The 18,219-nt window shown below is 64.6% G+C and carries 20 protein-coding genes and 1 pseudogene; 7 read left to right on the forward strand and 14 right to left on the reverse strand.

The genetic code is table 11. The features are described from left to right. Positions 1 to 12: 12 nt before the first annotated feature. Entirely contained in the window at positions 13 to 1,179 is a 1,167-nt protein-coding gene (locus tag H4W01_RS04140) for an indoleamine 2,3-dioxygenase (RefSeq protein WP_209610014.1), read from the reverse strand. Between the two features lie 172 nt (positions 1,180 to 1,351). Here H4W01_RS04140 and H4W01_RS04145 point away from each other — a divergent pair, with 172 nt between their 5' ends. Then, a complete protein-coding gene (locus H4W01_RS04145; protein WP_209610015.1) occupies positions 1,352 to 4,306 on the forward strand; it encodes a PAS domain-containing protein in 2,955 nt (984 codons plus the stop codon). On the opposite strand, the gene H4W01_RS04150 is transcribed toward H4W01_RS04145, so the two are convergent. After that, the gene (locus tag H4W01_RS04150) at positions 4,303 to 5,448 is read right to left on the reverse strand and encodes an SET domain-containing protein (RefSeq protein WP_209610016.1); all 1,146 of its coding nucleotides are present in this window, start codon (positions 5,446 to 5,448) and stop codon (positions 4,303 to 4,305) included. The two genes, H4W01_RS04145 and H4W01_RS04150, sit on opposite strands and share 4 nt — an antisense overlap. A gap of 110 nt (positions 5,449 to 5,558) precedes the next feature. Beyond that, the gene (gene dapE, locus H4W01_RS04155; protein ID WP_209610017.1) at positions 5,559 to 6,692 is read right to left on the reverse strand and encodes a succinyl-diaminopimelate desuccinylase; all 1,134 of its coding nucleotides are present in this window, start codon (positions 6,690 to 6,692) and stop codon (positions 5,559 to 5,561) included. A gap of 11 nt (positions 6,693 to 6,703) precedes the next feature. Between dapE and H4W01_RS04160 the strand changes: the two genes are divergently transcribed. Further along, positions 6,704 to 7,168 carry a cupin domain-containing protein gene (locus H4W01_RS04160; RefSeq protein ID WP_209610018.1) on the forward strand — a complete coding sequence of 155 codons (465 nt, stop codon included), beginning with the start codon at positions 6,704 to 6,706 and terminating at the stop codon, positions 7,166 to 7,168. A 4-nt stretch (positions 7,169 to 7,172) separates the two neighbouring features. On the opposite strand, the gene H4W01_RS04165 is transcribed toward H4W01_RS04160, so the two are convergent. Beyond that, entirely contained in the window at positions 7,173 to 7,841 is a 669-nt protein-coding gene (locus H4W01_RS04165) for a glutathione S-transferase family protein (protein ID WP_209610019.1), read from the reverse strand. Between the two features lie 117 nt (positions 7,842 to 7,958). Here H4W01_RS04165 and H4W01_RS04170 point away from each other — a divergent pair, with 117 nt between their 5' ends. From H4W01_RS04170 to H4W01_RS04180, 3 genes are read left to right on the forward strand one after another with little or no spacing between them, the layout of a single operon-like run. Then, a complete protein-coding gene (locus H4W01_RS04170; protein ID WP_209610020.1) occupies positions 7,959 to 8,327 on the forward strand; it encodes a hypothetical protein in 369 nt (122 codons plus the stop codon). After that, positions 8,328 to 9,467, forward strand: coding sequence for a glutathionylspermidine synthase family protein (locus H4W01_RS04175; RefSeq protein ID WP_209610021.1), 1,140 nt, complete (start codon positions 8,328 to 8,330; stop codon positions 9,465 to 9,467). Between the two features lies 1 nt (position 9,468). Beyond that, entirely contained in the window at positions 9,469 to 9,936 is a 468-nt protein-coding gene (locus tag H4W01_RS04180; RefSeq protein WP_209610022.1) for an OsmC family protein, read from the forward strand. A gap of 46 nt (positions 9,937 to 9,982) precedes the next feature. Here the strand turns inward: H4W01_RS04180 and H4W01_RS04185 are convergent, their stop codons facing one another. The 9 genes and pseudogenes from H4W01_RS04185 to H4W01_RS04225 form a co-directional block, all read right to left on the reverse strand. After that, complete coding sequence (locus tag H4W01_RS04185; protein WP_209610023.1) at positions 9,983 to 10,387, reverse strand: hypothetical protein; 405 nt, start codon at positions 10,385 to 10,387, stop codon at positions 9,983 to 9,985. Next, the gene (locus tag H4W01_RS04190; protein ID WP_209610024.1) at positions 10,387 to 10,701 is read right to left on the reverse strand and encodes a hypothetical protein; all 315 of its coding nucleotides are present in this window, start codon (positions 10,699 to 10,701) and stop codon (positions 10,387 to 10,389) included. The genes H4W01_RS04185 and H4W01_RS04190 overlap by 1 nt, the downstream gene beginning before the upstream one ends. Positions 10,702 to 10,917: 216 nt before the next feature. Further along, positions 10,918 to 11,304, reverse strand: coding sequence for a hypothetical protein (locus tag H4W01_RS04195; RefSeq protein WP_334685142.1), 387 nt, complete (start codon positions 11,302 to 11,304; stop codon positions 10,918 to 10,920). 53 nt (positions 11,305 to 11,357) lie between these two features. Beyond that, a complete protein-coding gene (gene yihA / locus H4W01_RS04200) occupies positions 11,358 to 11,996 on the reverse strand; it encodes a ribosome biogenesis GTP-binding protein YihA/YsxC (protein ID WP_209610025.1) in 639 nt (212 codons plus the stop codon). Beyond that, positions 11,993 to 13,750 carry a membrane protein insertase YidC gene (yidC, locus tag H4W01_RS04205; RefSeq protein ID WP_209610026.1) on the reverse strand — a complete coding sequence of 586 codons (1,758 nt, stop codon included), beginning with the start codon at positions 13,748 to 13,750 and terminating at the stop codon, positions 11,993 to 11,995. The genes yihA and yidC overlap by 4 nt, the downstream gene beginning before the upstream one ends. 19 nt (positions 13,751 to 13,769) lie before the next feature. Next, the gene (yidD, locus tag H4W01_RS04210; protein ID WP_010407690.1) at positions 13,770 to 13,982 is read right to left on the reverse strand and encodes a membrane protein insertion efficiency factor YidD; all 213 of its coding nucleotides are present in this window, start codon (positions 13,980 to 13,982) and stop codon (positions 13,770 to 13,772) included. A gap of 121 nt (positions 13,983 to 14,103) precedes the next feature. Continuing rightward, a pseudogene (rnpA, locus tag H4W01_RS04215) lies at positions 14,104 to 14,415 on the reverse strand (ribonuclease P protein component); the annotation flags it as partial. A 38-nt stretch (positions 14,416 to 14,453) separates the two neighbouring features. After that, complete coding sequence (rpmH, locus tag H4W01_RS04220; RefSeq protein WP_010162954.1) at positions 14,454 to 14,588, reverse strand: 50S ribosomal protein L34; 135 nt, start codon at positions 14,586 to 14,588, stop codon at positions 14,454 to 14,456. A 101-nt stretch (positions 14,589 to 14,689) separates the two neighbouring features. Continuing rightward, a complete protein-coding gene (locus H4W01_RS04225) occupies positions 14,690 to 15,040 on the reverse strand; it encodes a hypothetical protein (protein WP_209610027.1) in 351 nt (116 codons plus the stop codon). A gap of 108 nt (positions 15,041 to 15,148) precedes the next feature. Here H4W01_RS04225 and H4W01_RS04230 point away from each other — a divergent pair, with 108 nt between their 5' ends. Continuing rightward, positions 15,149 to 16,654 carry a YifB family Mg chelatase-like AAA ATPase gene (locus H4W01_RS04230; RefSeq protein ID WP_209610028.1) on the forward strand — a complete coding sequence of 502 codons (1,506 nt, stop codon included), beginning with the start codon at positions 15,149 to 15,151 and terminating at the stop codon, positions 16,652 to 16,654. Between the two features lie 8 nt (positions 16,655 to 16,662). Here H4W01_RS04230 and H4W01_RS04235 read toward each other — a convergent pair whose 3' ends face one another. Then, on the reverse strand, positions 16,663 to 17,286 hold the full coding sequence (locus H4W01_RS04235) for a hypothetical protein (RefSeq protein ID WP_169313344.1): 624 nt from the start codon (positions 17,284 to 17,286) through the stop codon (positions 16,663 to 16,665). A gap of 3 nt (positions 17,287 to 17,289) precedes the next feature. On the opposite strand from H4W01_RS04235, the gene H4W01_RS04240 reads away from it, so the two are divergent. Then, positions 17,290 to 18,219, forward strand: coding sequence for a helix-turn-helix domain-containing protein (locus H4W01_RS04240; protein WP_209610029.1), 930 nt, complete (start codon positions 17,290 to 17,292; stop codon positions 18,217 to 18,219).

Here is an 18,219-nt window from a genome sequence, read left to right on the forward strand (position 1 = left end):
CCGCGCGCTCGGTCAAATCACCTGCGCGCGGTTTTCGTCGCGGTGTTTTTTCAGATATTTCATGAAGGGCGTGCCGCCAGTGCCGAGGTCGGGATCGTTGCCCGCAGCGTTGCTCGCCTGCTTGTTGATATAAGCGGCGGCATATTCGAGGTGGCGGCTGCGGAAGCGCGCGACTTGCTCGACACAGGCGTTGAACGCCGCTTTCAGCGACGGCGACTGCGTCACCGCAAAGCTGCGCAGGCGGCTTGAGGCCTGCACATCCTCGATAAAGGCGCGGTGCAGGCGCGGGCGATATTGGTGAAGCTCGAGCAGGAAATCGCGCAGTTCGTCGCCGGAATGGACGACTTGAAAGAGCGCATCCATCGTCGGCACGATCGAGCTTTGCGATCCGGTTTGCCCGCGTAGCGCCTGCGGCTTGCCCTCGAAGCGGGCAACGCCGTCATAGATCAGTCCGTCGGGCATAGCGGGATTGTTCTTCCACCCGTTGAGATAGGGGCGGATGCGATTGAAATAGATATAAGGGTCGCACTGTTCGGCCATGCGATCGAAGGTCGCGTTGATCGCGTCCCAAACGCGGTGCATTTCCGCCAACAGCGCTTCGACCGTCGCGGCATCGCCGCCATCGCTGGCGCGCACCAGTTTGACCGCCAGATCGAGCGCGCGGCCGGCCTGCGCCTCGATCACGACATGCATCAGCACAAACCCGTTTTCGTCCTGACCGCCCGCGAAATGCTGGTCCATCACCAGGTTATCGAGCGCGATCGGGCCGCTTTTGTCGAGCCTGTACCAATTGTCGAGCACATAGCCGGCATAGTTCATCACCGGCGGGAAGCCGATGCGATCCGCCAGCGCGACAAACGGCACCGCGAGAGTGGCGGGAAGCCGCGCGAGCGGCGTCGGCTCGCCCCACACATAGGCCTGAACGAGAAACGAATAGCGCACCATCGCGCGACCGATTTCGGCGTCGCTGGCGGCGGCGAGGAAGGCATCGATGTCGGGCATGGGCAGGGCATCGAGCCAGTGGCGGATACGACCGGTGGTCACCAGCCCCGACAATTTGGCGGCCGCCGCTTCGACCGGCGCGAAGCCTCCAGGCAAGACGATCTCATCAATTTCGTAAGGGGACAGGAACCCACGGTCGGCAGACAGGCCATAATGCGCGAGGTCGTGAAGCGGCATCTGAAGTTTGGCCTTAATTTGGTATCGAATGAAACTTCTTATCGTACGCCCGCGTTTCGCGCCAGTTGCGCTAAAACGGTAGTATGTTGACAGGGTTGATGCGGGTCCGCACGGTTGGGTTGGCGCCCATCGTCGCACTGTCCGGCTAAAGCCAGCGTTCGAGACCAAAGCTATGGCACCCGAGAACCCGAAAACCGACCCGGCGAGCAGCAGGGCAGGCGTGCGCTTCCTCGACGGCGGCGGCGCGGTGGGCGCGTTACTGCGGGATTTCGACTGGGCCTCGCACCCGCTCGGGCCCCCGCAGGATTGGCCGGCTGCCCTGAAGCTCAGCGTCGGGCTCTGCCTGCGTTCCAGTTTTCCCACCGCGATCTACTGGGGCCCGGACTTTCGGCTGCTCTACAACGATGCGTGGACGGTGTTGGCGGACAACCATCCGTGGGCTCTGGGCCGTCCCGCAGCGGAGGCGCGTCCCGATGTCTGGCCGGTGCTCGGGGCGCAGTTTCGCGAGACGTTGGCGGCGGCGGAGGGGATCTCGCACGTCGCCCAACGTCTGATGATGGTGCGCGGCGGTGTGCCGACCGAGACCTTCTGGAGCTATAACAGTTCGCCGATTCTGGACGAGGACGGGGTCGCCCACGGCATCCTCAACCAAGGGCTGGAGGTGACCGCCCAGGTGCTGAACGAACGCGCCTTGATCGCGGCGAAAACCGAGCGGGATTTCGTACTGGACCTGGTCGAACGGCAGCGGGTCGAACGCGATTCCGACGACGTCATGCACCTGACTGCGGAAGCGTTGGGCCGCTATCTGGGGGTCGATCGGACGGGCTTCTTCGATGTCACCCAGGATCACATCGTTCAATATCGGGCGGGTTGGGTTGGCGGAGCATTGTCGCCGCTTACTCGGCCGATTCCGGCTGCCGTTTTTGGCGCGCGCTGGGATGCTGCCATGCGGACAGGCGAGACGATCAGTTTCTGCACGCCGAATGACCGCGATGCGCCGCCTGCCGATGCGCTGGCCCTGGTCGGCAGCAAAGCCGGGGTCACGGTGCCGTTGCTGCGCGGAGGCGAATGGCAGGGGGGCTTCTACCTCAGCCATGCCGAGCCCCGCGATTGGACCCGCAACGAGATCGCGCTGATCGAGGAAGTTGCCGAACTCAGCTGGGATGCGGTCGCGCGCGTACGGGCGGTCGAGCAATTGCGGGCTTTGAACGCCAATCTGGCAGGCGAAGTCGCCGCGCGGACCGCCGAGCGCGACCGGCTGTGGGAGGTGAGCGAGGATTTGCTGGGAATCGCCACGCACGATGGGCGATGGTTGGCGGTGAACCCGGCTTGGGAACGCGCGCTGGGGTGGTCCGCCGAACACATATTGGGCCGCGATTCGCAATGGTTGCGCCATCCCGAAGACACGGGGGGCAGTGCCGCCGAGATCGCGCGGATCGCCGCAACCGGCAGAACCCACCGGCTCGAAAAGCGCCTGCGGACGCAGGCCGGCGACTATCGCACCTTTGCTTGGCAAACCACGCTGTTCGGCGACCGACTCTACTCCAACGCCCGCGACATTACCGAGGAGCGACGCCAGCATCAGGAGTTGCTCGCGGCCGAAACGCGCACGCGGATGGTGTTGCAGGCGATGGATGGGGTCGGGGTGTGGACCTATGATCTCGCGAACGATCGCTTCGAGAGCGATAGCGAGTTTGCCGCGCTTTATGGCTTCAGCGCCGAGCATGTGGCACGCGGCGTTACGCTGGCGGACGTGATGGGGCGTATCCATCCGGACGATTTGCCCAGCATGCAGGCCACGATCGCGCATGTCCGCGCGACCGGAGGCGATGGTGCCAATGAATATCGGCTGCAATTGCCCGACGGCAGTGTGCGCTGGATCATGGCGCGCAACCATGTGCTGCGCGATCCCGGCGGCAAGCCGGGCAAGGTGGTCGGGGTCGGGGTCGATGTCACACGCCAGCGCGAGCTGGAGGAGCGGCTGCGGCAATCGCAGAAGATGGAGGCGGTCGGGCAATTGACCGGCGGCCTGGCGCACGATTTCAACAATTTGCTGACCGGCATTTCGGGCGCGCTGGAACTGATGCAGCTTCGCCTGAACCAGGGGCGGATGGACGATCTGCCGCGCTATATCGGTGCGGCGCAATCCGGTGCCGCGCGCGCGGCGGCGCTGACGCACCGTTTGCTCGCTTTCTCGCGCCGCCAACCGCTCGATCCCCGCCCGACCGATGTGGCCAAGCTGATTGCGGGGATGGAAGATCTGGTGCGCGGGACGCTGGGCCCGAGCATCTCGCTCGATGTTTCGACGGGAGCCGATAGCTGGCCGATCCTGGCGGACGCGAACCAGCTTGAGAACGCTTTGCTCAACCTGTGCATCAACGCGCGCGATGCCATGCCCGATGGCGGCACGGTGACGATCACCACGCACAATGTCGTGCTGGATGCGACAGCGGCGGGCGAGCGCGACGTGCCGCCAGGCCCCTATCTCTCGCTCAGCGTCGCCGATACGGGCACGGGCATGAGCCAGGAGGTGATCGCGCGCGCCTTCGATCCGTTCTTTACGACCAAGCCGATGGGGCAGGGGACGGGGCTTGGTCTGTCGATGATCTATGGCTTCGTGCGACAATCGGGCGGGCATGTGCAGATCGATTCGGCGCGCGACCGGGGTACGACGATGACGTTGCTATTGCCGCGCCATATCGGCGAGGCTGCCGACCTGACCGCAGCCAGGGCAGGGACCGCGATCCCGGCTGGTGCGGGCGAAACGGTGCTGGTGGTGGATGATGAGCCGACCGTGCGGATGCTCGTCATGGAGTTGCTCGGCGAACTTGGGTATTTGGCGATCGAGACCGAAACCGGCGAGCAGGCACTGAAGGTGCTGGAATCGCGCGCGCGGATCGACTTGCTCATCACCGATGTCGGCTTGCCCGGCGGCATGAATGGGCGGCAGGTCGCCGATGCCGCCCGCACGCACCGCCCGGACCTGCCGGTGCTGTTCATCACGGGCTTTGCCGAAAATGCGGTGGTTGGGGATGGTCCGCTCGAACCGGGCATGGCGTTGATCGCCAAGCCGTTCGCGATGGACACGCTCGCCGCGCGGATTCGCGCGATGTTGGCGGGGGCTTAGGCGGCGCGCTCGCGCGGCAGCGCGATCTCATCCTTGCGCCGCAAATAGGGGGCGACCAGGTTGCGCGCGCGGAACCATTCCTGCCGCTCGGGCGACAATGTCGAGAAATTGCCGATCACGCGGCGGCATTCCGGGCTGCGGCACTGGCAGATCATGTGCCAGTTCGATTCCGCCAGCGTGGTCGAATAATCCCAGGCGATTTCCTCGCCCGGCGCGATGTCGCGAATGGCGACCAATACCACGCTGTTGCCGCCAAAGCGCAGACCGGCATTGGGCGAACAGCTATGGTTGATAAGATCGTCGATGCGGCCCGACGGACCCATATAATGTTCGGGCGTGACCTGGACGAAGCGGTCGCTCGATCCGCGCATCAGGCTCGGCACGCGGTCGGCGCGGAAGCGGCGACCAGTGAAGCGGATGATCTCGTCGCCCTCGGCAAACCCCTGCGCGGCATAGACCGCTTTGCCCAGATGCGTCTCGCCAACCGCGAACAGATTGGCGGTGGGGGCATACGCGTCCAGCACGTAGAAACGCCCGTTGCGGAAACCGAGCGAGCGCAGCGGGTTGATCGTCGCCAGACCGACCATGAACCACACGCTGGCGTGGCACAGCAATTCGACCAGGATATAGACATATTCGCCGGCATGTTGGTCGCCGTGGCGCGTGGCGACCAGCAAGGTCGCGAGATCGCCGATCGTCCACAGCCCCCAGGCGGGCGAGCGTTCGCGCGTGCGGTCTTCCATTACGCTCTGCCAGGTCGGCCAGAAGCTGACGGGGACGGCGGCAACCACCAGCATGTGCGCCCAAAAGGCATCGCGCGCCACGATCCACACCACCAACGCGGCGAGGCAGGCGGCGGTGCACGCCACTTCGCCGCGCGACGGCGCACTCCAGGTCGAACGCCGCCAGATGCCGATCGTTACCACCAGGCACGCAAGCGTCGAGAGCGCGAACACCCAGCCTTGCAGCGCGGCGGGGTTGACCGCGGCATAGGTGGCGGCTTCGACTGCGGTCGCCGCCGTCCAGATCAGCCAGGAGGCGCGATTGGGTTGCACCAATTGCCGCCGCAGCCCGGCGAGATACGATCCGTATCCCGCCAGGCTGCAGAGGATTGCAATGGGGAACCAGGGGTCGATCGCCATGCCTGCGTGCCGTTATGGTTAAGCCCGAGCTTACCCATTCCGCAGACTCGCGTCCACACAAACCGAGGAGTCACCACGAGTCGCGGGGAATCTTGAGTCGTTTGAATCGGTTACAGGGCAGCGACGCGCACGATAATGTCGCGGTAGATTTGGGTCAGTGCGACCAAGTCATCCAACGCCACCGCTTCGTCCAGCTTGTGCATCGTCGCGTTGAGCAGGCCGAATTCCACCGTCGGGCACAGCGCCGACAGGAAGCGCGCGTCAGACGTGCCGCCGGTGGTGGAAAGCTCGGGACGACTGCCGGTCTGCGCGGCGATCGCATCGCCGATCAGATCGGAGAAGGGGCCGGGCGCGGTGAGAAACGCCTCGCCCGAAATGCGCGCGACCATCGTGGCGGCGGGATCGTGGCGCTTGACGATTGCTTCGATTCGGTCGGCGAGATCGGCCCCGCGCTGTTCGTCGTTGAAGCGGATGCTGAGCCGGGCCTCGGCGCGGGCGGGGATGACGTTGGTGGCGGGGTTGCCAACGGTGATGTCGGTCACCTCGATATTGGACGCCTGAAACCAGGCATTGCCGTGATCGAGCACGATCGCATCGATTTCGGCCAGCATCGCGACCAGCCGCGGGATCGGATTGTCGGCAAGGTGGGGGTAGGCGACATGGCCTTGCTTGCCCGGCACCCCGATCCAGATGTTGACCGACCCGCGCCGCCCGATCTTGACGGTGTCGCCCAGCCGCGCGGCGGACGTGGGCTCGCCGACCAGACACACATCGGGCCGCACGCTTGTTTCCGCCATCCGCTCGATCAGCGCGCGGGTGCCGAAAATGGCAGGCCCTTCCTCGTCGCCGGTGATGATGAGGCTGAGCGGTATGCCGGGTTCGGGCGGGATGGCTGTGACGAAGGCGGCGATCGCGCCCTTCATGTCGACCGCGCCGCGCCCGTAGAGCAGGCCACCGCGCACCTCCGGCACGAACGCCCCGCTGGCCCAGCCCTCGCCCGGCGGGACCACATCGAGATGCCCGGCAAAAGCGACGTGCGTGCCCTCGCCGCTCCGCGTTGCCAGCAGGTTTTCGACCGGGCCATCGGGCGCGGACCCCGCGATGAAGCGGTCGACCGTGAAACCGAGCGGCAGCAGCGCGGCCTCCAGCACATCGAACACCGCTCCCTGGGCGGGCGTGATGCTTTCGCAAGCGAGCAGCGCCTTGGCGAGGTCGAGCGGATCGGGCAAAAGACTATCCTTCATGGGAGGCGACATTGCCCAAGCTCGATCTCGACACAATCCCGCAAACCAACGCGACCGGCTATCCGCCACCGTTTGATGCGCCGGTGGCGCAGCGCTGGTATCGTCGGCTGGCACCGGTGTCTGGGTTGAAAAGCTTCGGGGCGAGTCATGTTACGCTCAAACCCGGTGCCTGGTCGTCGCAGCGCCACTGGCATGATGACGAGGACGAGATGGTGGTGATGCTGTCGGGCGAGGCAGTGCTGGTCGAGGATGGCGGCGAGACGCTGCTGCGCGCCGGCGACATTGCAACCTTCCCGGCCGGGGTGCGCGACGGGCATCATTTGCAGAACCGTACAGAGCACGATTGCGTGTTTGTCGCGATCGGGGCGGGTGAGCGGCGGCTTGGCGGGGACTATCCCGATATCGACCTGCGCTTCACCGCCGAGGGCTATGAGCATAAGGACGGCACGCCCTATGCGACGACGCGCGTGCCGTGATTCGTCAGGCCCGCGTTGCGGGCTGTTCGAACTGTTCGATCACCCACTCCTCTTCCTGCGCCGAGGCGATCCAGTCCTGCATAAAGGGGTGATGCAGCACCGCGTCCATATAGGAGGTGGCAAAGCGCGCGACCGGGAGCGAATAGGTAACGATCCGGGTGACGACGGGGGCGTACATGATGTCCGCCGCGCCGAACGCGCCGAACAGGAAGTCGCCGTCGCCGCCGAAGCGCGCGCGGGCCTGCGCCCATAGCTCCATGATCCGCCCGAGATCGGCCAGAACGTCCTCATCGGGGCGTTGCGGCGGGAAGATCTGCCGGACGTTCATGCTGTGCTTGCGGCGCAAGGCGGTGAAGCTCGAGTGCATTTCCGCCGCCATCGACCGCGCCATCGCGCGTGCGGCGGCGTCCTCGGGCCAGAACAGGTCGCGGCTGGTCTTTTCGGCGAGATATTCGACGATGGCGAGGCTGTCCCACACCACCGCATCGCCGTCCCACAGGATCGGCACCTTGCCCGAGGAGGGCGCGAATTCGTCGCCCTCGCGGCGCTTGTCCCATTCGGCATCGTAGAGCGGCACGACCGCTTCCTCGAACAGCAGGCCCGACTGCTTGCACGCAAGCCAGCCGCGCAGCGACCAGGAGGAATAGGCTTTATTGCCGATGATCAGTTTCATGGAGCCCTGCCTAAGCGAGCGCCGCGCGGGGTGCAACATCGCGCGGTCATCCGGATTTGCTGTTCGTGCAACCGAACCGGCGGTAGAAGCGGCGAGGATTTGGGGAGAGAGCAGACGATGGCCAGCCGGAAGTTTGACGCACGATTGCTGCCGATCACCAGCGCGGTGGCGACGGCGTTGCTGGCGGGGGCGTGCAGCCCGTCGGCCGATGTCGCCAGGTCGGATGTTGCGGTGTGCCGCGATGCGGCGGGCCTGCGCACCGACGATGCCAATTGCGTGCGCAGTGGCGGCGGGCATGGTGGTGGTGGGGCGGCCTGGTATTTCCTGTCGCGCGGCAGCGCGGTGCCGCAGCCGGGGCAGGCGCTTTCGGGCGGCTATACCAGCCCGCGCGCGGGCGTCGGTTATGCGCGCGCTTCCTCGGCGACCGTGTCTCGCGGCGGCTTTGGAATGAGCGCGCGCGGCTTTGGCGGCGGGGCGGGCGAGTAGATGCGCCGCACCGATTGCAGCCCGCGCCGCGACTGGCAAACACGGGTCGAGGCGCTTGGGCTGGTCTGGCACAGCGTCGGCGGCCAGCCCTATTGGGACGAAAGCGCCTGCTATCGCTTCACGCTGGCCGAGATCGAGACGATCGAGCGCGCCAGTGCCGAGCTGTATGAGATGTTTCTCGCTGCCGGGCAGCATGTGCTCGACCGCGAATTGCTCGGCGATTTCGGCATTCCCGCTTTCTGCCACAATGCCATTTACGATTCCTGGAATGCCGAGCCGCCGGCGCTCAATTTCGGGCGGTTCGACCTCGGCTATGACGGCTCCGGCCCGCCCAAATTGTTCGAGTTCAATTGCGATACGCCGACTTCGCTGATCGAGGCGGCGGTGGTGCAGTGGGACTGGAAGGAAGCGGTCTTCCCAAGCCACGACCAGTATAACAGCCTGCACGAGGCGCTGATCGCCAAATGGCGCGACATCGCGCCGCCGCCGGGGAGCAGCGCGCTGTATCTGGCGCATGTCGCGGATGCGGCGGGCGAGGACAGCGTCACCACCGCTTACCTCGCCGATACCGCGCGCGCGGCGGGGATCGATACGCGGCTGATCGAGCTGAAGGATCTGGGCTGGGACAGCGCCGGGCGGCGCTTCGTCGATCTCGACAACGCACCGATCGACGCGATCTTCCATCTCTATCCGTGGGAATGGCTGGTGAACGAGCCGTTCGGACGCGATCTGCTCGAGAGCCTGAGCAGCACTTTGTGGATCGAGCCGATCTGGAAGATGCTGTGGAGCAACAAGGCGATCCTGGCGGTGTTGTGGGAGCTGTATCCGGGGCATCCCAATTTGCTGGAGACGCGGCGGGTGCCGCTGGCGGGCGATTACGTGCGCAAGCCGTTGCTGGCGCGCGAAGGGGCGAATGTCACTTTGGTCAAAGGCGGCGCGACGCTGGCCGAGACCGGCGGCGATTATGGCGAGGAAGGCTTCGTCTATCAGGCGCTGTACGATCTGCCCGGCAGCGGCGAGCAGCGCCCGGTGCTGGGGGCGTGGATCGTCGATGGCGCGCCCGCCGGACTGGGTATTCGCGAGGATGGGCCGATCACCGGCAACACCGCACGCTTCGTGCCGCATATCATCGAGGGGTAATATGGCCGAGCACCCCTACACCGCGCGGATCGCCTGGACCGGCAATCGCGGCGAGGGGACGCGGCAGTATCGGAGCTATGACCGGACGTGGCAGATCGTGACGCCGGGCAAGCCGGTGATCGACTGCTCGAACGATCCGTTATTGGGTGGCGATCCCGGCCTGCCCAACCCCGAGGACTTGCTGCTGGCGACGCTCTCGGGCTGCCACATGCTGTGGTATCTGCATCTGGCGAGCGTCGCCGGGGTGGTGGTGACGGGCTATACCGACGATCCGCTCGGCATCGGCGAAAGCGCGCCCGATGGCACGGGGCGCTTCATCAAGGCGGTGCTGCGGCCCCGGATCGAGCTGGCCCAGGGGAGCGATCTGGCGGTGGCGGATGCGATCCATGGGCGGATCCACGCGCATTGCTTCATCGCGCGATCGGTCAATTTTCCGGTGGACTATGCGGCGCGGTATATCGAGGTTTGAGGCTACACGCGATTTTCCAATGGCGGTCGAAAACTCTATTTAACATTTAATTCATTTGCACTGGAGCTGACCTGCCGTCGGCGCTTTCCCTTTGGTGGCGACGGGCTTGCAACCAATTTTTACCTGCGGAGGATAAAGCTAACCCAAACATGCCGCCAGCACTAAACCAAAAAAGGTTACTTGATAAAATAGTTGTCAAGCCCGACAGAAGTACATTTACGTCGACTTGTAGCGCGTGAGCAGCTGCTATGACATACGATACTGTAAGTAAATTGACGAAACTTGATAAGAAGGGGAATGATATTCTTTCTGCGACTTTCCATATGCTTTTTCGATTTCTTTTTAGAAAAAGGATCGTCTCGAGGGATACCCACAGAGCCATTAAGCCTACGAGCGATCCGCTCACAGCAAGAAGGGCATTTTTGGCAATATCGGAAAGAGGATCAAACATTATGTCTCCTTTCCTAGGGCCGTTGCTGTTTGTCCAATCCACCTGAACAGCGGAAATGCGACGAATACACCAAAGGTCGCTGCAAGCGAGATGATATATGCGTTAATCATGTCCGGCAAAGCAACTAGCTTCAATAACGACGTTGTCAGCCATGGTCCGCCGAACCAGCACGTCGGAATAGCGGATATTTCGGAAACCAGCGCGACCACGGAGGCTGTATTAGCAATTCTGGCTCCATGAACTGTCTTCAAAAGCACGAGAAATATCGTACCGGTCAAAATTCCAATCAAAAAACCGATTGGCATTCCGATCATGTGAGCCTGTTCCCCTGCAGGCTTCCCCGCCTCTCAAATATACCTCGCACGCAAAATCCTATTTTGCTAGCCTAGGATTGATTAGCAAGCAATTTTACTAATCAATCGCGGGCTTTTCAATACCGTTAGCCATCCGTGGCTTTGACGCCGAATTGTCTTAGGACCCAACCTCAATCACTGTTGCGCACAAGTCGGGGTACCGCCGACTGAGGCCGGTCAGCGCGTGCGGCGGGGCCAGTTATAGTGGCTGCTCTCGAAGGAAACGACGGCACCGGCATTGTCGCCGAGCGGGATCGCGGCGGTGCCATAGACGCCGCGCATGCCGTTCGATCCGATCATCGCGCCGATTTCGCCATGAATGCCGGGGCCGCCGCTGCTGGGGCCAAGGCGTTCCCCGCGCGCGGCGGCGGCGCTTTCGGCGGTGTTGCTGTTCAGGATCGCGTCGCGCTCTTTATCGGACAGGCGGATCGTGTCGTTGGAGGGCTGCGTCGTTGCGGGAGCCGGGGCGGTCGGTGCCGCCGGTTGCTGCTGGGCGAAGCCTGCCGTCGGGAAACCCGCGACGGCGGAGATGAGCAGCAAAGCGGGGCGCATCGGACGAGTCATGGCGTTGATGTAGCGCAGATGCGCGCGATCGCCAACGTGGCGCGAAACCCCGCTTAGCTGGTGACCGCCTCGATCACCGCTGCGCGCAGTTCGGGGATGCCGAGGCCGGTTTCGCTCGACGTTACCAAAATCTCGGGGTGCGCCGCCGGGCGCTTGCGCGCTTCGTCGGCGGTGGCCTGGGTGACCTCGGCCAGTTCGCTCGCCTTGATCTTGTCGGCCTTGGTGATGACCATGCGGTAGCTGACCGCCGCCTTGTCGAGCATCTCCAGAATGTCGCGGTCGACATCCTTGATGCCGTGGCGCGCGTCGATCAGCACCAGCGCCCGCTTGAGCACGTCGCGCCCGCGCAGGAAATCATTGACCATGAAGCGCCACTTCTTGACCATGTCCTTGGGCGCTTTGGCAAAGCCATAGCCGGGCATGTCGACCAAGCGGAACGCCAGCGGGTTGCCGACGTCGAAGAAGTTCAATTCCTGCGTGCGGCCTGGCGTGTTCGAGGTGCGCGCGAGCGCATTGCGCCCGGTGAGCGCGTTGAGCAGCGACGATTTGCCGACGTTGGAGCGCCCGGCAAAGGCGACTTCGGGCACCACCGCATCGGGCAGGAACTCGATCGTCGGGGCCGATTTGAGGAACGCGATCGGGCCGGCGAAGAGCTTGCGCGCGGCTTCGACGTCTTCGGGGTCGAAACTCACTTCTTCACCGCCGGTTCTTTCAGCCCGGGATGGCGGGCGTAGAGCAGGCGCTGCTGCGCGACGGTCCACAGGTTGGAGGTGATCCAGTAGACCTGCAGGCCGACCGCGAACGGGGCCATTACGAACATCAGCATCCACGGCATGATCGCGAAGACCTGCTTTTGCGCTTCGTCCATCGGGGCCGGGTTCAGCTTGAACTGGAAGAACATCGATACGCCGAGCAGCACCGGCACCACGCCGATCGCGAGGAAGGACGGCAGATGGTAAGGCAGATAGCCGAACAGGTTGAGGATCGTCGCCGGATCGGGTGCCGACAGATCGTGGATCCAGCCGACGAACGGCTGATGCCGCATTTCGATCGTCAGCAGCAGCACCTTGTACAGCGAATACATGATCGGGATCTGGATCAAGGTCGGCAGGCAGCCCGCGAGCGGGTTGACCTTCTCGGCCTTGTACAGCGCCATCACTTCCTGCTGCGCGCGGGCCTTGTCGTCTTTGTATTTCTCCTGGATCGCCTTCATCTTGGGCTGGATCGCCTTCATCGCGGCCATCGAGGCGAACTGACGCTGCGCGACGGGGAAGATCAGCGTGCGGATGGTGACGGTGAGCAGGATGATCGCGACACCGAAGTTGCCGATCATGCGGAACAACCAGTCGAGATATTTGAAGATCGGCTTTTCGACGATCTCGAACCAGCCCCAATCGATCGCCTTGCCGAAATGCTGGATGCCGAGGCGGTCCTCATAGCGGTCGAGCGTGTTGGTTTCCTTGGCACCGGCGAAGAATTTGGCGGTCGAGACGAGCGCCTTGCCGGGCGCGACGACGCGCGGGGCGAGCGTGAAATCGCCCTGGAACACGTCGCCGGTGGCGGCGTGGAAGCCCGCACGCACCGGTGCGCCGTGATCGGGGATGACGGCGGCGAGGAAATATTTGTCGCCGAAGCCGAGCCAGCCGCCGGTCGAGTTGAAGAAATTCTCACCCGCTTTGGCCGAATTGCCCCAGATCTTGCCGAGGAAGCTCGCTTCCTTGCCCTTCAGATTGTCGAAGGTGATGTCGTAGGTGGCGCCTTTGTCGAACACGCCGATCGGGCCGATATGGTTGGTCCAGGTATCGGCCTCGGTGCCGACGCCCGCGCGCGAGACCAGCGCATAGGGGCGCAGCGAAATCGGCGCGGGGCCGGCATTGGCGACGGTCTGGCGCACCGTGAACATATATTTGGCGTCGACCGCGAAGGTCAGCGCGAAGCGTTGGCCCTGCTTGTTGTCCCAGTAGAGCGTGACCGGGGTGTTGGGGGTCAGCGTTGTGCCGTTGGCGGTGAAGACGGTATCGCCATTGGGAACGGTGACGCCGTCGCCATTCCAGCCGAAGCCCGCGAAATACGCATCCTTGGTGCCGCGCGGCGAGAGCAAGCGGATCGGCGGGGAGTTCTTGTCGATCGTCTGCTTGTATTTGGTCAGCGTCAGATCATCGATCCGCGCGCCCTTCAGGTTGATCGAGCCTTGCAGATCGGCGGTCTGGATTGCCACGCGCGGGGTTTCGCGGCGGACGACCTCGAGATCGCGCAGGCGCGTCGCGTCGGTTACCGCCGGGCCACCGGTTGGGGCGGCGACAACCTCGCTCTTGCCGTCGACCATCTTGGTCGCGGGCGGATGGGCGGCATGCGGAAAGAATTTCGCCGACAGGAAATTGCCGCCGAGCAAAATGATCGCGGCCAGCACCGCGAACAGGATGAAATTCCGGGTATCTTCTTTCACGCGGGTGTCTTCCGTTCGATCAGGGCACTGGATCGGGTCCGTACCCGCCCCAGGGATGGCACCGCGCGATTCGCTTGGCTGCCAACCACCCGCCTTTCACTGCGCCATAGCGGCGAAGCGCGGTGATTGCATAGGCGGAACAGCTTGGGGTGTAGCGGCACGAAGGCGGCAATACGGCCGAGGGGCCGATTTGCCAGCCGCGTACCAGCAGGATGAGGAGGCGAGTCAGCACGGCGAAGCGCCAATATGGCCGTTCGCCCTGACCCTGTCGAAGGGCACCCGCCCCAAGGAGGGCGATCCTTGTTGCGAGGCGTGCTTCGACACGCTCAGCACGAACGGAGTGCAGTGGTCGCTCACCGCGCCGCCTTCGCCAGTGCTTTGGTGAGTTCGGCGCGTAATGCGGTGAAATCGCGCTCGATTCCGCCGTTGCGGCCGATCAGCACATGGTCCGCGCCGGGCACGCCCTTCTCGGGCAACAGTTCGCGCGCCAAGGCGCGCAACCGCCGTTTCATGCGGTTGCGGACCACGGCGTTGCCGATTTTCTTGGTAACGGTGTAGCCGACCCGCATCGCGGGATCGCCATCACCGCGGGCGCGCACTTGCAGGACGAAGCCCGGCATGGGTGCGCGCTTGCCCGCATTCGCCGCGAGAAAATCCGCGCGGCGCGTGAGCGTCCGTAGGTCGGGAGGCCCGACGGGTACGGTTACGCCGAGAGCTTCTTGCGGCCGCGGTTGCGGCGAGCGCGAATCACGTTGCGACCGCCCGGGGTCGCCATGCGCGAGCGGAACCCGTGGCGGCGTGCGCGCACCAGATTGCTCGGCTGAAAGGTCCGCTTCATCGTTCATTCCCTAAAATTCTGCACGGGGCACGTCGAAATAGAAAATGGCCGCCACGAGGACGGCCTTGAAGGTGCGCGCTTACCGAGGACGTGCCGGAAAGTCAACGTGTGCGATCGCTGGGCGGCGGGGTGAGGATCTCGGCGAGGCGGGCGCGAAAGCTGGCGGGCGGGCCATCCTCGCGCGCGTCACGGTCGCGCGCGCGGCGGCGTGCGGCGCTTTGGCGGCGCAAACCCATATCGGCATAATGGCCGAGTTTGGGCCAGCGGCGCTTGGCGGTGACGAAATGCTTTTTCGCGCGGTGCGAGTTTTGCAGCACCAGCGCGAGGCCCGCCGCGAACACGAAGATGCCGCCGGGGCCGGGAATCGCGCCGACGATCGGCGAGAGAATCACCAGGACGACGCCCCCCGAGACAAGGCCGGTGCGAACAAGCGGATTGCGGGAAGTGATCATCTTCCTGGCATGTGGGGCCGGTGTCTTGTTTGTGCAAGACGGCGATCGGCACCGGTTCCCTCCGCCGGAAAACGCGTTATGGTTCAAGTGCGTCCGGGGGGATCACAGATGGCAGCGAGCGTATCGACGGTGGCGTATCTCGGGCTCGAGGCGCGCGCGGTCGAGGTGCAGGTGCAGCTGATCCCGGGGCTGCCCGCCTTCAACGTCGTCGGGCTGGGCGACAAGGCGGTGGCGGAAAGTCGCGAGCGCGTGCGCGGGGCGATCGCGGCGATGGGGCTGGCGCTGCCGCCCAAGCGAATCGTGGTCAACCTGTCCCCGGCGGACTTGCCCAAGGAAGGGTCGCATTTCGATTTGCCGATCGCGCTGGCGCTGCTGGGCGCGATGGGCGTGGTCGATGCCGAGACGCTGAGCGAGTATGTCGTGGTGGGCGAGCTTGGGCTCGACGCGCGGATCGCGCCGTCGCCGGGGGTGCTGCTGGCGGCGCTGCATGCGTCGGAACGCGGCATGGGGCTGGTGTGTCCGGCGGCGCAGGGGTCGGAAGCGGCCTGGGCGGGGCAGGGGGTGCTGGCCGCACCCGACATCTTGTCGCTGATCAACCATTTCAAGGGGCACGGCCTGCTGAGCGCGCCGTTGCCCGGCGATGCCGAGGATGTCGGGCACGGGCCCGACCTGCGCCAGGTGAAGGGGCAGGAGACGGCCAAGCGCGCGCTCGAAATCGCGGCGGCGGGCGGGCACAATCTGCTGATGGTGGGGCCGCCGGGCGCGGGCAAATCGCTGATGGCGTCGTGCCTGCCGGGCATCCTGCCGCCGCTCGATGCGAGCGAGGCGCTGGAAGTGTCGATGGTGGCGAGCGTCGCGGGCACGCTCAGCGGCGGCCGCCTGACGCGGACGCGGCCGTACCGCGCGCCGCATCATTCGGCGTCGATGGCGGCGCTGGTCGGCGGCGGGTTGAAGGTCAAGCCGGGCGAGGTCAGCCTCGCGCATCTCGGCGTATTGTTCCTCGACGAACTACCCGAATTCCAGCGCGCGGTGCTCGATTCGCTGCGCCAGCCGCTGGAGACGGGGACGGTCAGCGTCGCGCGCGCCAATGCGCATGTGACCTTTCCGGCGCGGGTGCAGTTGATTGCGGCGATGAACCCGTGCCGCTGCGGGCATTTGGGGGATGCGGCGCTGGCCTGTTCGCGCGCACCGCGTTGCGCGGCGGATTATCAGGCCAAGGTGTCGGGGCCGCTGCTCGACCGCATCGACCTGCATATCGAGGTTCAGGCGGTCAGCGCCGCCGACCTTGTGCTGCCGCCGCCGGGAGAAGGATCGGCGGAGGTAGCGGTGCGGGTCGCGGCGGCGCGGGCGATACAAAGGGCGCGCTATGCCGATCACGCCGTGCGCACCAATGCCGAGGCGGATGGGGCCTTGCTCGACGCCGTTGCCACCCCCGATGCCGCCGGGCGCACGTTGCTGGCACAAGCATCGGAAGCGATGCGATTGTCGGCGCGGGGCTATACGCGCATCCTGCGCGTCGCGCGGACGATCGCCGACTTGGCGGGGGTCGAGACGGTCGGGCGCATCCATGTTGCCGAGGCGCTCAGCTATCGCCGCCAGGCTCCGCGCAACTGATCGAACGCTCAGTCGAAGGTCAGGAATGCCGGCTTGCCGTCGAGATAGCAGTGCGTTGGGTTGTCGAACCGAAATCCGCCGGGGCCAAGCCGCCGCAGGACATGCGCGCAGTGCGCGGTGGCGCGTTCTCCGGCCTGGACGATGACGTCGGATATCAGATACGCATCGGAGGCCAGCACGCCGTGTCCGGCACGCACCAGCTTGCCTGCGGCGACCGCGCTTTCAACCTCGCGCCGCACGGTTGAATAGCTCATCCGCAAGGTTCGGGCGAGGGCGGTGATCGCGATCGGCTCGCGCAAATCCTGGGGGGGGGCGGTGTAGGCCTCGCCGTAGCGCCGGCTCAGTTCCGGGTCGCGCGTAATCTTGTTCGCGCTAGCGGTTGCCACGCTATGCACGACCACGAGCTCAAGCCAGCTTGCATGCGAGTCCCGAATATAGTCGAACGGTGCCAGTATCAGATCGATTGCCGCGGCAATGGTCGCGTTTGGATCATAGAAACGGTCGACATGGTTTGGCGGCAAGGGAAAGCCCATGTGCGCCAGGTCTTCGATGACGCTGACCATATGGTCGTGCAAGAGGCGCAACACTGTCACGAAGGCGGGCAGCGCCAAAATCTCGCTGCGAACGCTCACGCCATGATCGACACGCTGGCAAAGCCCGTCGCTGATCAACGCGTGGACATGCCGCCGGACCGTCTCAAACGGTCGATTGAGCGACATGGCGACCGCGTTGATGCTAATGCCGTCAATGGCGGTCGGCGCGGTCGAAGCGAGGCCATTGCAGAAGGCGCGAAGGCAACTGCTGCCGCGCAAGATCATCAGCAGAAAAATGGCGCGATCGAACGGGATTTTGCGTTGAAGATGCTCCTCGACGACGCGGACCACATCGAGTCCACACGCCAATTGCATCTGGCTGACAACCCGGCCGACCATGCGGCTGCCGGGCCGCGCCGCTACCTCCCACCTCAGATGTTGCACCGATCCGATCGCCCCCCGGCTGCTATAGGAGATGCTCTCTTACCCGATTTGCTCAAACTACGCATGGGATGTTTATCAAACTGGGTAACTATAAGATGTGATATTTCATACGCTGCCGTAACGATTCCGCTGGGGTGGGGGATTTGTATGGCCGTGCTTGGTGAATCGCACGCTGAAACGGACATCGTCGCGGGGGGCGGCGCGCCAGATTTCAGGGTTGAGGCGTTTCCCGGCGCGGCCTTGCGGAGCGCGCGCGAGGCGATGGGCATTTCGATCGGCGACGTGTCGCGCCACACGCGCATCCCCGAACGCCATCTCGATGCGATCGAGCGCGCCGACTATGAGGTCTTTCGCGCACCGCTTTATGCGGTCGGCTTCGCACGCACGTATGCACGTCATGTCGGCTTGACCGAGCTGTGGATCGCTGAGGCTGTTCGCGCTCATTTGGCAGCGCGATTGCCGGAACGCGATGCGCCACCCGGGGTGGATGGCAGGCCAGGGAAAGGCGTCGTGTCGTTTACCGTCTGGAGTCTGGCAATCGGCGCTGGCGTGGTCTTGCTGGTGCTGCTTGTGCGCATGTGGGGTTGA

This window comes from Sphingomonas sp. PL20 (assembly GCF_017875905.1).
GTDB lineage: Bacteria > Pseudomonadota > Alphaproteobacteria > Sphingomonadales > Sphingomonadaceae > Sphingomonas > Sphingomonas echinoides.

What these genes read in the sequence shown, in the direction of transcription:
- rpmH (WP_010162954.1), bottom strand. Translation starts at nt 14,588, where the DNA reads ATGAAGCGGACCTTTCAGCCGAGCAATCTGGTGCGCGCACGCCGCCAC.
- H4W01_RS04240 (WP_209610029.1), top strand. Translation starts at nt 17,290, where the DNA reads ATGATCGACACGCTGGCAAAGCCCGTCGCTGATCAACGCGTGGACATG.
- H4W01_RS04180 (WP_209610022.1), top strand. Translation starts at nt 9,469, where the DNA reads ATGGCCGAGCACCCCTACACCGCGCGGATCGCCTGGACCGGCAATCGC.
- dapE (WP_209610017.1), bottom strand. Translation starts at nt 6,692, where the DNA reads ATGAAGGATAGTCTTTTGCCCGATCCGCTCGACCTCGCCAAGGCGCTG.
- H4W01_RS04165 (WP_209610019.1), bottom strand. Translation starts at nt 7,841, where the DNA reads ATGAAACTGATCATCGGCAATAAAGCCTATTCCTCCTGGTCGCTGCGC.
- H4W01_RS04185 (WP_209610023.1), bottom strand. Translation starts at nt 10,387, where the DNA reads ATGTTTGATCCTCTTTCCGATATTGCCAAAAATGCCCTTCTTGCTGTG.
- H4W01_RS04230 (WP_209610028.1), top strand. Translation starts at nt 15,149, where the DNA reads ATGGCAGCGAGCGTATCGACGGTGGCGTATCTCGGGCTCGAGGCGCGC.
- H4W01_RS04175 (WP_209610021.1), top strand. Translation starts at nt 8,328, where the DNA reads ATGCGCCGCACCGATTGCAGCCCGCGCCGCGACTGGCAAACACGGGTC.
- H4W01_RS04170 (WP_209610020.1), top strand. Translation starts at nt 7,959, where the DNA reads ATGGCCAGCCGGAAGTTTGACGCACGATTGCTGCCGATCACCAGCGCG.
- H4W01_RS04195 (WP_334685142.1), bottom strand. Translation starts at nt 11,304, where the DNA reads ATGACTCGTCCGATGCGCCCCGCTTTGCTGCTCATCTCCGCCGTCGCG.
- H4W01_RS04225 (WP_209610027.1), bottom strand. Translation starts at nt 15,040, where the DNA reads ATGATCACTTCCCGCAATCCGCTTGTTCGCACCGGCCTTGTCTCGGGG.
- H4W01_RS04145 (WP_209610015.1), top strand. Translation starts at nt 1,352, where the DNA reads ATGGCACCCGAGAACCCGAAAACCGACCCGGCGAGCAGCAGGGCAGGC.
- H4W01_RS04150 (WP_209610016.1), bottom strand. Translation starts at nt 5,448, where the DNA reads ATGGCGATCGACCCCTGGTTCCCCATTGCAATCCTCTGCAGCCTGGCG.
- H4W01_RS04190 (WP_209610024.1), bottom strand. Translation starts at nt 10,701, where the DNA reads ATGATCGGAATGCCAATCGGTTTTTTGATTGGAATTTTGACCGGTACG.
- H4W01_RS04140 (WP_209610014.1), bottom strand. Translation starts at nt 1,179, where the DNA reads ATGCCGCTTCACGACCTCGCGCATTATGGCCTGTCTGCCGACCGTGGG.